This window comes from Stieleria sedimenti (assembly GCF_025060895.1).
GTDB classification, from domain to species: Bacteria; Planctomycetota; Planctomycetia; order Pirellulales; family Pirellulaceae; genus Stieleria; species Stieleria sedimenti.
Genome location: NZ_JANZKV010000211.1, coordinates 22,483 through 36,481 on the forward strand (window position 1 = coordinate 22,483; position 13,999 = coordinate 36,481).

The 13,999-nt window shown below is 59.4% G+C and carries 9 protein-coding genes and 1 pseudogene; 6 read left to right on the forward strand and 4 right to left on the reverse strand.

Annotated features, from left to right (window positions below; all coding sequences use genetic code 11):
* Positions 1-40 precede the first annotated feature (40 nt).
* The 5 genes from NZK35_RS25815 to NZK35_RS25835 all read left to right on the forward strand — a co-directional run bounded on the left by NZK35_RS25815 (position 41) and on the right by NZK35_RS25835 (position 7,339).
* Complete coding sequence (locus NZK35_RS25815) at positions 41-1,555, forward strand: hypothetical protein (protein ID WP_259635404.1); 1,515 nt, start codon at positions 41-43, stop codon at positions 1,553-1,555.
* A 133-nt stretch (positions 1,556-1,688) separates the two neighbouring features.
* On the forward strand, positions 1,689-4,706 hold the full coding sequence (locus NZK35_RS34770) for an FG-GAP-like repeat-containing protein (RefSeq protein WP_259635405.1): 3,018 nt from the start codon (positions 1,689-1,691) through the stop codon (positions 4,704-4,706).
* A gap of 180 nt (positions 4,707-4,886) precedes the next feature.
* On the forward strand, positions 4,887-6,122 hold the full coding sequence (locus NZK35_RS25825) for a DUF1559 domain-containing protein (RefSeq protein ID WP_259635406.1): 1,236 nt from the start codon (positions 4,887-4,889) through the stop codon (positions 6,120-6,122).
* 286 nt (positions 6,123-6,408) lie between these two features.
* The gene (locus NZK35_RS25830) at positions 6,409-6,600 is read left to right on the forward strand and encodes a hypothetical protein (RefSeq protein ID WP_259635407.1); all 192 of its coding nucleotides are present in this window, start codon (positions 6,409-6,411) and stop codon (positions 6,598-6,600) included.
* 151 nt (positions 6,601-6,751) lie between these two features.
* Positions 6,752-7,339 carry a cation transporter gene (locus NZK35_RS25835; protein ID WP_259635408.1) on the forward strand — a complete coding sequence of 196 codons (588 nt, stop codon included), beginning with the start codon at positions 6,752-6,754 and terminating at the stop codon, positions 7,337-7,339.
* A 184-nt stretch (positions 7,340-7,523) separates the two neighbouring features.
* On the opposite strand, the gene NZK35_RS25840 is transcribed toward NZK35_RS25835, so the two are convergent.
* Positions 7,524-8,345: a hypothetical protein gene (locus NZK35_RS25840; RefSeq protein WP_259635409.1), complete on the reverse strand. Its 822-nt coding sequence runs from the start codon at positions 8,343-8,345 to the stop codon at positions 7,524-7,526.
* A 227-nt stretch (positions 8,346-8,572) separates the two neighbouring features.
* Positions 8,573-9,221, reverse strand: a pseudogene (locus NZK35_RS34775) (dienelactone hydrolase family protein).
* 470 nt (positions 9,222-9,691) lie between these two features.
* Between NZK35_RS34775 and NZK35_RS25855 the strand changes: the two are divergent.
* A complete protein-coding gene (locus NZK35_RS25855) occupies positions 9,692-10,336 on the forward strand; it encodes a hypothetical protein (RefSeq protein WP_259635412.1) in 645 nt (214 codons plus the stop codon).
* A 26-nt stretch (positions 10,337-10,362) separates the two neighbouring features.
* On the opposite strand, the gene NZK35_RS25860 is transcribed toward NZK35_RS25855, so the two are convergent.
* Positions 10,363-12,291 (reverse strand): heparinase II/III domain-containing protein, encoded by a 1,929-nt coding sequence (locus NZK35_RS25860; RefSeq protein ID WP_259635413.1) that lies wholly within the window; start codon positions 12,289-12,291, stop codon positions 10,363-10,365.
* Between the two features lie 605 nt (positions 12,292-12,896).
* On the reverse strand, positions 12,897-13,934 hold the full coding sequence (locus tag NZK35_RS25865) for an NADP-dependent oxidoreductase (RefSeq protein ID WP_259635414.1): 1,038 nt from the start codon (positions 13,932-13,934) through the stop codon (positions 12,897-12,899).
* Between the last annotated feature and the right edge of the window lie 65 nt (positions 13,935-13,999).

The window sequence follows — 13,999 nt, forward strand, 5'->3', positions numbered from 1 at the left end:
GTAAACTGCCGGATCAACCGATTCACGACAAGGAGTTGCCATGGGATTGAATTCGCTTTCTCGTCGCCGCTGGATGCAATCAGCGGGTGCTTCGGCGGTCATTGCTGCAACCGGTTCAACGCGCCGCCGAACCTTCGCCGCTGACACGTCGCCGAACGTCTACGAGATCGGATCGCGACGCGAGCTGTTCGTCGACGAAGCGTTGATCGAAACGCGCAACGAGGTCGACTTGGTGATGCATCGTCCGCGTGACGAGGGTCAGGTGCTGGCGTTTGACAAGCCCTGGGAAGGCGGCTTCAGTGCTTATGCGACCGTGATTCGCGACGGCGATCGATTGCGGCTGTACTATCGTGGTCTCGGTGTCGCCGGCCAGGATGGCAACCGTTCCGAGACGACCTGTTACGCGGAGTCGACCGACGGCATCGAGTGGACCAAGCCGAATTTGGGGCTGTTTGAAGTCAAGGGGACGCGAGAGAACAACGTGGTGTTGGCCGACGCCGCGCCGGTCACGCATAACTTTTGCCCGATGTTGGACACACGGGAAGGCGTCTCGGCGGAGGAACGTTTCAAAGCACTCGGCGGGACCGTCAAAAGCGGGCTGATCGCCTGGGTTTCCGCCGACGGAACGCGCTGGCGCAAGCTGCGCGAACAACCCGTGATCCCCAGCGACCAGATTCCCTATCCCCATTTCTTCGACTCTCAGAACCTCGCGTTCTGGTCGGAGGCGGAGCAACAGTACGTCTGTTATTTCCGCGTCTTCCAGGACAAAATCCGGCGGATCGCGCGGACGGTCAGCGACGATTTCGTCGAGTGGTCGGCGCCGGTGCTGATGGGGTATCGACATCGCGGCGGCGAGTCACCGATCGAGCACTTGTACACGAACCAAACGCATCCGTATTTTCGCGCCCCGCATTTGTATGTCTCGATCGCCGCCCGTTTCATGCCGGGCAGACAGGTGTTGAGCGACGAGCAAGCCCAGGCGATCCACGTCAACCCGCGTTACTTCAAGGACACGTCCGATGCGATTCTGATGACTTCACGGCCGGGAAGCGATGTTTACGACCGCACCTTCCTGAGCAGCTTCGTGCGACCGGGGATCGGGGCTCACAATTGGGTGTCGCGAACGAACTATCCGGCATTGAACGTCGTGCAAACCGGGCCGACGGAGATGTCGATGTATCTAAACCAGGATTACGCGCAGCCGACGGCCCATCTGCGCCGCTATTCCATGCGGCTGGACGGGTTCGCGTCGGCTCAAGCCGACTATCACGGCGGGGAACTGGTCACCAAGCCCCTGGCGTTTGGCGGATCACAACTGACGCTCAACTTTGCCACCTCCGCCGCCGGTGGCATTGGCGTGGAAATCCAAGACGCCTCCGGCACGCCGATCCCGGGCTACACGCTTGCGGAATCTCGCGAGCAGATCGGCAACGAAATCGAACGCGCGGTTTCCTGGGAATCCGGCCCCGACGTGTCCACCCTCGCCGGCCGCCGCGTCCGCCTCCGCTTCGTCATGAAAGACGCCGATCTGTACGCCTTCCAGTTCCGCGCATAAAAGGTGTCCGACACCTTTTTGGTTGAGTGGGAGGCCTGGGGGGGTTGGGGTCGGTGGTGTCGTTCGAGGTGGTTCGGATTTTGCTTTGCTATAGTTTGGGTGAATCCTGGAGTCGCAGTGGGAAACCTGAACGGTGTCGAACGTCTCGACGACCTGCGTGACGGCTTCACCCGCTGAATCAGGCTGGACGATGGAACTCAACCCGCGACGGCTGTTCTTGTGCCTGTGCCTGTTGCTCGCGTTTTGCAGCGGATGCGACCGCGCAGGCACTGACGTGGGCCGCGATGTTGCCGAATCAGACTCGCAGGTGATGGAAGCCGACCTGGACGATGCGCGTCGATTGATCGCGGCACAGCAGTTCGATGATGCTCGTGAAGTGATTCGGCGCTATCTGCAACAGCACCCCGATGATCCCCAAGCCCTGGAGATGGCCGGTGATGGTGCGGTTCAAGCAAACGATGCGGCAGCCGCGATCGGGTTCTATGAAGCGGCAGCCCTTGCATCGGAGGAATCGCCCAACGGCGAACCGACGAAGGCGTTGTGGTTCAAATGGGCGGGGGCGACGATCGCCGCAGAACGTCCCTTCGAGACGATTGCGGTTTTGCGTGAGGCGGTCGAAGACTATCCCGAGGTGTTGGAGATCCGACAGAACCTGGCCAGTTTTCTTGCCCGCGTCGGCTTGCAAGACGAAGCCGCCGGGCAGTTCCAATGGCTGGTCCAACACAAGCACGGCAGCCAGGCCGTCCTGCTGATCTTGGCCGACCTGACGCGTCCGCAGACCCACGAGGAGACGTGCAGGTCGGCATTGCGACGCAACCCCGAAGATCTTCGCCCGGTGTTTTCGTTGGCTCAACACGACGCCGCCGAGTCCGATTGGAACGCTGTCGAACAAGCACTCGCGCCGGTCGTCAGGCAACACCCTGATTTTTCCCCCGCCGTCGCCCTGTATGGTCGGGCATTGGTGGAACTGGACAAGGCCGACGAGGTTGAACAATGGAGCCGAACGTTGCCCCGGGATATCGAGACGTACTCGCAATACTGGCTGGCGGCGGCAAACTGGGCGTTACGCCACGGATCGATGGACCAAGCGGCGCGCGCTTATTGGTCGGCGGTGAGATTGAACGAGAACGATCTCGAGGCGCTTCAGGGGCTGGCCAGTGCGCTGACCCAATTGGGACGCACCGAGCAGGCGGAACGTGCCGCCCGCCGCGGCGAAAAAATTGCCACGTTGCGGAGTCATCTGGCAACGTTGAGCAGTTGGGACCTTGATTCTCAATCCACCGTCGTCGAACTCGCGCTGACGTTGGAACAACTGGGGCGACGGTGGGAGGCGGCGAATTGGTTGATGATCGGGGCGACAATGAAACAGCATCCCGATCCGGAGTTCGCGAAGACGTTTCAGGGGATCCGCGAGCGGTTGACCGGTTCGACGCCCTGGCAACTGCCCGAGCAAACGGTGTCGGCGAACGTCGACCTGTCGTCCTTTCCGGTGATGGTTTGGCATCGGTCGGAACGGTCCCCCGCGTTGCCGATGGAGGCACACTCGGACAGAAACCTGCGGTTTCGCGATGAAGCGGCATCGCGATCGCTCGATCACGTTTGTGCCCTCAGCAAAACAGGCGACGCCGAATCCGGTTTGATGATTTATCAATCCGGAGCGGGCGGGGCCGGCGTGATTGATTTTGACCTGGATGGTTGGCCCGATTTGTATTTGACCGTGATGGATGGGACGCCCAAACGCGAGGATTCCGGACCCAATCGGCTGTATCGAAACTTGGCGGGTGAGTTTTCCGATGTCACGGACCTTTCGACGCTGCTCGATCGCGGGTTCTCCCAAGGCGTCGCGGTCGGCGACTACAACGCCGACGGCTGGCCGGACGTCTTGGTCGCAAACATTGGCGAAAACCGTCTGTTTCAAAACAACGGCGACGGGACGTTTCGTGATGTCACCGAGTCGTGTCGACTGAGCGGAATCGGTTGGACGACTTCGGTCGCCATCGCCGATTTGAATGGAGATGGACACGCCGACCTCTATGAAGTCGGTTACTGCCGTGGCGAGAAACCGTTGAGTTTGCAGTGTCTGGTCGAGTCGATCGGGGAAGCCAGGTCGTGCAACCCGATGGCCTTTGATGCCGAACCCGACCGGATTTGGGTCGGCAATGGCGACGGAACGTTTACCGACGCATCCGACTGGTTCGGGCCGCACGAACCTGGCCGCGGATTCGCCCTGGTGATCGGAGACTTCGATCGCCGTCCCGGTTTGGAAACCTACGTGGCCAACGATATGACGGCCAATCATTTTTGGGCCAAACCGTACCAGGCACCCGCGCTGGGGCTTTCCGATCAAGCCGCCGTGCGTGGATTGGCGCTCAGCCGTCGCTCCATCGCCCAGGCCTCGATGGGCATCGCCGCCGCAGATGCCGACAACGACGGCGACATCGATTTTTTAGTGACGCATTTTGTCGATGACCACAACACGTTCTACCGCCAAGACAGCCCGGGCGTGTGGTCCGATGAGTCCCAAGCCGCCGGCTTTGTGGACTCCTCCAAGCCGATGCTGGCCTATGGCACCCAGTGGATCGATGTCGACAACGATGGCTCTTTGGAAGTGTTCATTGCCAACGGTGACATCGACGACTTTCAATTCGAAGGACGATCGTTCCGGCAACCTCCGCAGCTATTGCAGCAGGTCGCGCGCGGCCGATGGAGCGAGAGGCATGCGGACTCGTTGGGCGACTATTTCACTCAGCCTCGGCTGGCCCGGTCCGTTGCGACGCTCGACGCCGATCGTGACGGTCGCACCGACCTGATCGTCACGCATCTGTTCGACCCCGTGTCGCTGTTGATCAATCGATCCGATACATCGGTCGCGCAGACGCGGTTTTTCCTGCGGGCCACCTCAACGCATCGCGACGCGATCGGCGCTCGGGTCCGGTTCACCGCAAATGACCAAACCTTTGAACAATCACTGCTCGCCGGAAACGGGTTCCAGTGCGCCAACGAAGCGTGCATCCTGGTGGCGGTGCCGGACGCCGAAACATTGGAAGACGTCAGCGTGACGTGGCCCGACGGGAGCAACGAATCGCTCGGCGACTTGGCCGGCGGGCGGGATTACTTGATTTCCCAACACCTGGGTGCCTGGCTGTTGTAAAATCGAACGGATCGGCGGTGCCGAGCCGGCCAACTGCCATGACGCATTTTATTGTCACGACGACGCATTTGTGTATCGCTTCACTCGGCAGCTTCAATTCAGCTTGAGGGATTGAACCATTCGATCGTGTTCGAGTTTCGTTTTTATTTCTTTTGTCTCTTTAACAGTCAAGGTGCTCCAATGGTAACGTTCAAACAGAAACAGAGGGCTGGCTTCACGTTGGTGGAGCTGCTCGTGGTGATCGCGATTATCGGGATCCTTGTGGGACTCTTGCTCCCCGCGGTTCAGGCTGCTCGTGAAGCAGCCCGACGCATGAGTTGCAGTAACAATTTCAAACAGCTTGGAATTGGCATTCATAACTATCACGCGGCCTACAAACAACTTCCGACACACGGCTCGGGAACCCAACCGGGGACTCCGGAACCTTGGTTCCGCTCCTCGGACTATGGAAACCGTCACCGCTTGAGCATGCTGGTTCCGATTCTGCCGTTCATTGAACAGCAGGCGTTGTGGGATCAAATCAGCAACCCGAATTCGAAGCGAACTGACGGCAACACCGGTGCGCCGGTGGGGACACCGACCAATCCATGGCCGGCGATGGGGCCGACCCCGGAGAAGATTCAGTACATTCCCTGGACGACCGAGGTTCCGACGTACCGTTGCCCGAGCGATCCCGGGGTTGGACTTCCGGCACTGGGGCGAACGAACTACGCCGCCTGCTTGGGAGATTCTTCATGGCTGCTGCACCTCGCCAATCGCAACAACAATCGGACCCAGGTCACCAACGGACGGAGCCGACAATCAAACGCCGCCCACCGTGGGTTCTTCAAGCCGTTGCAGGAAGCGAAATTTCGCGATTGCCTGGACGGTCTGTCCAACACCATCGCGATGGGCGAAATCATCACCTACCTGGGCGATAATGATATTCGAGGCCAGGTGACGGAATCGGCCCGAAACAGCAGTGCCCCCGGGGTCTCTCTGGCGAACCTTCGCGACAACCCGTCGATTTGCCAGCCATTGGTCGACCCGGACAGGCCCCGGTTTTGGGATCCCCAGTACCACATGATCTCCCGCGCCCTGTTTGCCCGCGGCTATCGCTGGGCTGACCAAGGTCCTTTCTTTACGGGCTGTTTGACGATCCTGTCTCCCAATCGCGAGCTTTGCGGGCCGTACAACACGCTGGGCACGACCCTGATCGCGACGATGTCCAGCCGCCACCAAGGCGGATGTCACGTGTTGATGGGCGACGGAGCGGTCAAGTTCATCACCGATTCCATCGAAGCCGGTGACCAGACGGCCGGTAGTGTTTGGCTCAACGGGACCGGTGGCCAGCTTCCCGGTTCGCCAAGTCCCTACGGGCTCTGGGGCGCCTTGGGCACTCGCGCCAGCAACGAAACCATCGGCGAAGAGCTCTAGCGTCTACCGTTTGGCTGTTGACGCGCGGTTGTCCCAGCCGGCAGGCCCAACGGTCACGCGGTGAGCATTGTTTAGCGGTAGGGCGCGAGCCCTCCGGTGTTTTCGGCAACGATCAGGAACCGGAGGGCTTGCGCCCTGCCGCTACCATTTCCCTCGTCAAACGTAGGGAATCAATGCTTCATGGCGTTGCCCAACTGGGGCAATCGGGCTGCAGTCACTCAATGCCTTTTGATCGATTGTTTTTGCGGTTCCAAGTCCCGCGTCTTCCCCACATCAGGTCCTTTCCATGAAACCCCAACCGTTGTCCTGCCTGTTTCTCATGCTTCTCGTCGCTGTCGTCGTCGGTTGTGGCGACACGGGGCGCCGTACGTCAACCGAAGGAGCCGACGCGCAAGCCATCGCGGAATACGAAGCGGCTGTGGCGGCTGCCGAGGGAAACATGGCGACCAGCTCAGACGCTTCCGAGGGCGACGAATAGCCGCCCGGTACGAATCGTCTCGCGGCGGCGACCGCGAGGGTGGAACAGCGTTCTTTGACGAGGGGCCGCCCATGGCGTCGCGTGGGATGTAGAATATCCCGCTGAATCGTCGCGCACGGATTTCTTCCATTCCCCACACTCGGAAACCCTGATGAACAAACCATTGCTTTCTCTCGCGTTCGGTGCAGCCATGGTGTTGCTTGCCAATCCTCTGGCGCATGCCGAAGTCACGGTCAAACTTTCCAAGCTGCACCTTTGCTGTGGTGCCTGCGTGAAAGCCGTCGAAGGCGCCCTCGAAAAGGTCGAAGGTGCAACCGTCGAAGCCGATCAGGATAGCGGTTCCGCCGTCGTCACCGCTGCCGACCAAAAAACAGCTCGCAAGGCGATCGGTGCGATCGGACGAGCTGGGTTCCACGGCGAGACCGACCACGCCAAGCTGAAAATGCAGGACAACAGCGGGGTCAAAGCAGGCGTCACGAAACGTCTGGAACTGGTCGGAGTCCACAACTGCTGCGGCGGTTGCAACAAGGCCATCAAAGCGGCCATCGCGACCGTTGACGGCGTCCAGGCGGATACCGCCAAGCCGAAGTCGAAGACACTGGTGATCGAAGGCGAGTTTGATGGATTGGCCGTCGTCAACGCCTTGAACAAAGCCGGTTTCCATGTTCGCGCCAAAGGAGCGGCGAAAGAAGCGGCTGCGGCACGAAAGAAGAAGGCCGCCGAATCCACGGAGGAGTAAGGCGTCGGATCTGCTCTGCATGCCACCCGGTTCCGCACAGACAAATCGGTGTCGCGGAGAGGGAGCTAGGATGACGCAGGGCAGAACGATTGTCCGGACTCGTTCCCAAGCGGTGCGAGGGAACGAGTCGCGATGAAATGAGTGACGGGCTCGGTGGGAATACCGGAAGCCTTGTCGATCACGTTCAATCGTAAATCGTCTCGAAGTTAACCGAGGCCAGGACGGCATCGAAGGCGTTGGCGTAGAAACCGGTGCCGTTGACGTCCAGCTTGTCATGGTCGCTGCCGCCGTCCAGATCGGCATCTTCCGCATCGGATGCATCGATTCGCAGGGTATCGTTTCCGCTGCGGAGCGCGACGTCGAGGTTGTCGACGTCGATTCCGAACAAGCTGACGTAGTCGTTGTGCCGTCCGCTGTCGACGTCCAGGGTTCGGGCGTCGGTGTACGAGGCGACGAAGGTGTCGGCACCGTCACCCATGTCCGCTTCCAACCGGTCGCCGACATCGACGTTCCGCATCCACCAGTAATCGTTGCCGTCATCGGTGGAGTGGTCGACCAAGTCGATGTCGTCCAGAACGTTGACATCCATCATCGTGATCCGGTCGTTGCCACGTCCGGTTTCGATTCTCAAGTCGCTGTGCGAATGGTGCTGCATGTTGACGTCACGAATGACAACTTGGTCGTCACCGCTGCCGAGTTTAATGGTCAGATCGTCCAGCGTTCTCCAAGAGCCGCCGGTGAACATCTTGGTCGGAATGTATTGCACCGAGCTTCCGTTGATCGTCGTCGGCGAGCCGCCTTGGGTCAAACCGGTGATTCGAAGCATGTCGTTGATCTGTCGCACTTCGACGCCGTTGGCGGCACCGTCGCCGGTCAGTTCGACATCGATTCGGCTGCCAGAGATGTCGACATCGACGGAGATGTCACCGGCCATCATCTTGCGGGTTTCCAGATTCTGAAGTCCGAGCCGTCGTTTTTTTGCTGCTTGGTATTTGGAACGAGCCATCGAAGTTTCTCCCGAAACGAAGTGTGTGCCGAGAATCTACGTTTGGCGTTGATCGGAACACCCGACCACCCTCCTCGACACCGATCCAAGCGAAGGTGCCGAGGAGATGTTTCCGAAAACTCGAGAAATCGATCGGGCAAGACCATGCCGTGGAAAACGGAAGGCAGAACCATTCGGGGCAGAATGATGTACCGGCAAAAGTAGGGCATGCTGTGCATGCCACCAGCCTAGCCAAGCGCCCGCTCAAACAACGCGAGCATGCGTCCCCATGCTTTTTCGGCCTGTTCGGGGTTGTGGACGCGGGTGTCCGGTGGGCACCAACCGTTCCCTGCCGGGTACACCTCGATCTCGGCAGCCAGGTTCGCGTCGGCGAACGATTGCTTCAGCACGTTCTTGGCCTCGGGGTCGCGTTGGTCGTGTCCACTTGTCGCTGCGCGTCCAGCCACGCGATGAACGCCTTGGCATCGATTGTATGAGTGGTGGCGTTCAAGGATTGTGCGAGCGGTCTCACGTCTGCAATCGACGTATTTGCCCCGTCGGCCGCCGTGGGGGCTTGCTTGGTGCGATAGAACGGATTGACGACCAGCACGCTATAGCCCGATTCGGCGAGACGTTTGGCCATTTGGCGAAACGCCGGACGGAGTCCAAAGATGTCGGGCCAGATGAGCACGGCGGCGTGCTTGCCCGTCGTCGGGGCGACGAAGTACGCGTCGCACTCGCCGTCGGGTGTCATGATCGTCACGTCGCGGTCCTGTACGTCCGCGGCGTTCGCCGCGCGGGGCAGCATCATCGCCGCACCGACGCCGGCGGCCAGCGTGCCGAGGTCTCGGCGTGAGTATTTTTGAGATCTTCTTCAAAGTGATCTTGGTCGCACATGGAATGCCTTCCGCGTTGATTGTCTGTGGAGAAAACCGGATTCGCAGAACAGTGTAGCGGGCTCCGCTTCCATCGTTCGTCGGCCAGAAACGATCGTCAACGGATTCCGAAAAATGAAGACTTCCGCTATCGACAACTACGGTTCAGCACGGCCTATGTGGTTGATTCTCATTGATTCACTCGTACCCGTGTGCGGTGTCTCATTTCATATTTTTGGACCAACCAATTTTTTGACCAACCTTCTTACCCATCGCATCGCGACAAACAATGTCGATCAGTTGCAGGGACGTCTCTGAATCTGACGAGCGGAACTGAATGTCTGCAACACACTGTGAGTGGCGATTAGCGAGAAGTGTCGCATTTTTCTTTTTTTCACGTCACGATAGAGACGTAGCCACGATAACAGGGGAATCGCGTCCGCGCGAAAGAGGTAGCAGACAGTCCAGGTTCCGTCACGGGTGAGGTGAAAAATGAGTCGTACAATCGCGCAAGAGGTTGCCAAAGAAACGCCCTGGTATCGGATCGAGGTGGACGCGTTTTCGGTGTACCCGAAAGTGATCCTGGTCAGCCGCTGGCACTACCGCTGGCTGCTCGGACCGGGAGTGACAACGCCTTGGGTGGAACGTGAAAAAAAGTTTTATCACGACGTGTTCAATCTGCTGTTGGCCGATGCGTTCCGCAACACACGCATTCGGATGACCGCAACCGATCGGGGGTTCACGACCACACTCGGCGTGGACTTCAGCATCGGGCGTGGGCTGGCGAAGTATCGGCACTGGACCGTCTTGCTCCGCAAAGTTCATCCGACCAGCGAGTCCTTTACGTATCAAAGCAAGGTGATGCCGAACAGCTTGACCATTCACTTGGACACGGCCGACATGAAGGATTACCAGCCGATGAACGTGGCGGGCAAGACAGGCATCCATAACGCCATTCCCCACGAATTTTTGCATGCGATCGGATACCATCATGACGAATCGCACGCTTCCAGCCCGCACCTGGGCGACACCCAGAGCATCATGAATGTGGGCAAACAAATCCGCGAGCGGCACTTGCGCCACGTGCTCGCCGATCTGGAAGACTTGGTGCCCAACGCCAGGTTTTCACTGGCGTGATGGGATGATTGCCGCAGTCAGACTTTTTACCAGTCACTCAACGAAACGGGCGCGAATCGTTGGCTTGAGGGGGCATCGCAACTTCCCGGCGTTGCCACGACAACCAAGCGAAGCTCGCCCGAGGCTGGAGCTTCGACTTCATACGCCACCATCTGAGTGCCGGGATTGGGCGAATCCCACTCGTGCCGCGGCTGTTCCGTGTTGACGATCGACCAGGTCGCCCCGCGCGGTTCCACGATGGTCAGTTGCAGTCGCCGGTCGTGTTGCGTCAGTTGCAACGTGGCCCCGGTTGGTGATTCAACCTGTGACGGCGTGATCATGCCCCAGCGCACCCGGCTGCCGGGCGTCAAACCGTCCAATTCATCTTGAATCACGACTTCACGCGACGGCAGCAACGCCACGCCACGGCGGACATTTCCGGCTTGTCCGCGGTACACCGGACTCAAATCGGCGATCGAGTGCGGGAAGTCGTGTTCGCTTGAAAAGTCAACGATCTCGGCATGCCCTTTCGCGACTTGCAACTTCCCATCGATGACCAACGTGTTGTGTCCGGCGTTGCTTTGGCGAAAGATTGTCCAGCGGTCGGAATCTTGTGCGGCGCTCCACAAGTTCATGCCACGCGATTCAATGCCGTGGTAACCTTCGGCGCCCAGGTCGAGCGCCCAGCGCACGCCGTCGGCGTCGAGCACAAACGAACCCGTGTCCATTTGTCCGTGTGGTGCCGAGGGCGAGCCGGCTTTCAATCCTACGAATGTCGATCGAGGATCCGTCCACGAACTGCGATGCACCGCGACCGGGGTGCTGCTTTCACTTTGCCAATGCAATGGCATCCGGATCTCGGCTTCGTCCAATCGTTCGTCGTCGCCGATCCATAGCAACGCCAGCGGCAGCAAACGGTTTCCGCCCGAACCGGCGTCACGTGAATCAAAGCTTGCGATCTCCGCCCTGACCCGTGCGTCTTCACCGAGCAACCAGTCCGGACGCTGATAGCGACGTGCAAACCAATACAAGGCCGCTTGGGGCTTTCGGCTCGCGCCGCCATCGGCGTAGTTGAATGTTGCACCCGAGGGCCCGGTCACCAGTGACAAGTATTGCCCGGTTTCGTCAAAGCCCGGCATCTGGCTCAATTCAAAATCGCTTCCCAAGTTCCCGTCGAGCATTGCCAGTAACATGACGTTGAAGCTGGTTCCGTAGGCCCAGTAGCCCGGGCCTTCGGGGTAACTTCCATGGGGCGCGAACGCTTTCATCGACCGCGGCAGATTTTGAATCGCATTGTGCACCGTCTGTACCGCCAACTCCGGCTCGTCTTCCAGGATTGCGAGCGCCCCTGCGGTCATTCCGCAATGGCAAACTTGTCCCCAATTGTTCGTCGCGCGGACCCATTTGTTGTGTTGGGTGGTAAACGGCAGCGACACTCCCTTGTCTTTGATGGCTCGGCGAATGGTTCGTCGGCTGGCATCGTCTAGTGCGTCGAACATCCAGTCGTATCCGATCGCCATGCCCAGGGTCATCTCAGCCACGTCCAGATAGTGGCTCGGGTTCCAATCCGCAAACTCCGCAATCGTCAGCATCTCCTGTTTGCCGCGTTCGACGTATTTCATTTCGCCGGTCAATTGGTACGCCATCGACAGATTCAGCATCCTTTCCACGCAGCGACGCGATTGGCCCAGCAATCGTCGTCCCTGCAGTTCTCGCCTGATCGGTGGAACGTCGGCGAGCAGATCGGCATGGCGGATGACGGCGTTGGCAAGCACCTTTCGCGTCGACGACGAATCGCCCAGGGACGCCCGCAACGCATCAAACTGTGCCGCATCGGCGATCAGCCGAGGGTGGGTCTGGGCAACCGCCGCAATGCGTGTTCGCAAGTCGTCGATCGTCATCGCGGGCGAGGTTCCTTGCCCAATGACGCGCGTCGCCACAAGGGCCAGGAAGATCGGAAACAAGATTCGATGCATGGTCGTTGAATCTCGGTGGGAGAGGGTGTCGGCGCATTGATCCGAAGGACCTGCGATGGAAAGTCTCGATTATACGCCGATCCAACTCGGAGCCGGACCTTGGGGGCGCCTACGCGATTCCATCGGGATCAAGCTAAGTGGCTGGGTGATCGCGTACCTGAATTCGCCCTCTCTTTGGACGTCGATTGTATTACTGAAGAATATCCAAAAAACACACTGGCTCCCCTCTTCCCAATAGAAGCCGAAGTGCCTTCGGCCTGAAACACTGCAAATCACGAGACTCAACGGAGCCCACGATGGATCGACGATGGATCGACGATGGATCGACGATGGAATTTCCGCCGACCGCGACGGGATCGTTTATGGCCTACCCGTTTGGGCGTCCGACCACGCTGGTTTTGTTGCAATCGCCTGCGTTGGCAAGCCAACACGTGTATGTCAGCGCGATCGAGCGCTGTGACAATGGCGCGATCAAGTTGCAGTTGACCGGGACCGACGGCGGTGATTGGGCGGAGTGGCATCCGCCGAGCAGTCGTCCGTTGGACTCCCTGACGACGACCTGGAAAGGACGTCGTATTGACGATCTGCCGCGGAATGACGGCCGCTTATGCCGAATCCCCGGAAATTCGAACCAGTTGCTTGCCCAGGTTGTCGCCGTCGAACAGGCCGATGAACGCTTCCGGCGCGTGTTCCAAGCCCTCGGTGACCGTCTCCTCCCAAACCACTTTGCCGGCTTTCACCAGCGCTGCCATCTCTTGGATGAATTGCTGCCGGGCGTCCATGTGATCCATCACGATGAAACCTTGCATGCGGATTCGTTTGGCGATGACCTTGAACAGGTTCCGTGGCGCAGCGGGTGGGTCGGTAGCGTTGTACGTCGCGATCATGCCGCATTCGACACAGCAGCCAAAGTCGTTCATGACGTCGAGGGCCGCTTCCAAGTGATCGCTGCCGACGTTGTCGAAGTAGACGTCGATGCCGTCGGGCGCCAAGCGGGTGAGCTCTCCGCCCAGGTCGTCGGTCTGCTTGTAGTTGATGACCGTTTCGATACCCGCCTTTTCCCGCAGCCAGTCGATCTTTTTGGGCTTGCCGGCGCTACCGATTACCCGGCAATCCTTGGCCTTGGCGAGTTGGCAAACGATAGAACCGACGGCCCCGGATGCGGCGGAGACAAACACGGTGCTGCCGGATTGCAATTCGGCGATTTTGTTCAATCCGACCCAGGCGGTCATCCCCGTCATACCGAGTGCACCGAGAAACGCCTGCACGGGCGCGAGTTCAGGGTCGACCACCGTGACCCCTTGGCCGTTGGATTTCCAGTATTCACGCCAGCCGAGATTGCCCAAGACTAATTCGCCCTCTTGATAGTCCTTGTGCCGCGACTCGACCACCTGTCCGATGCATCCTCCCTCGAGCGGCTCGCCGATCTTGAAGGCCGGCACATAACTGTCGCCGTCCTTCATCCGGCCGCGCATGTACGGATCGACCGACATCCACTGGTTCTTGACCAGAAACTCACCCTCGGCGATCGGCGAGAGTTCCACCGATTCCATACGAAAATTGGACGGCGAAGGAACGCCGTCGGGACGCGAGACGAGTTCGATTTGCCTTGATTGAGTTGGTTGAGACGCGTCGGTTGACATTGCGGATTCCTGTTATCGAGTGGTGCGTGATCGTGGAAGGGGTCGGCAACCGTTGGTGTCTGGCC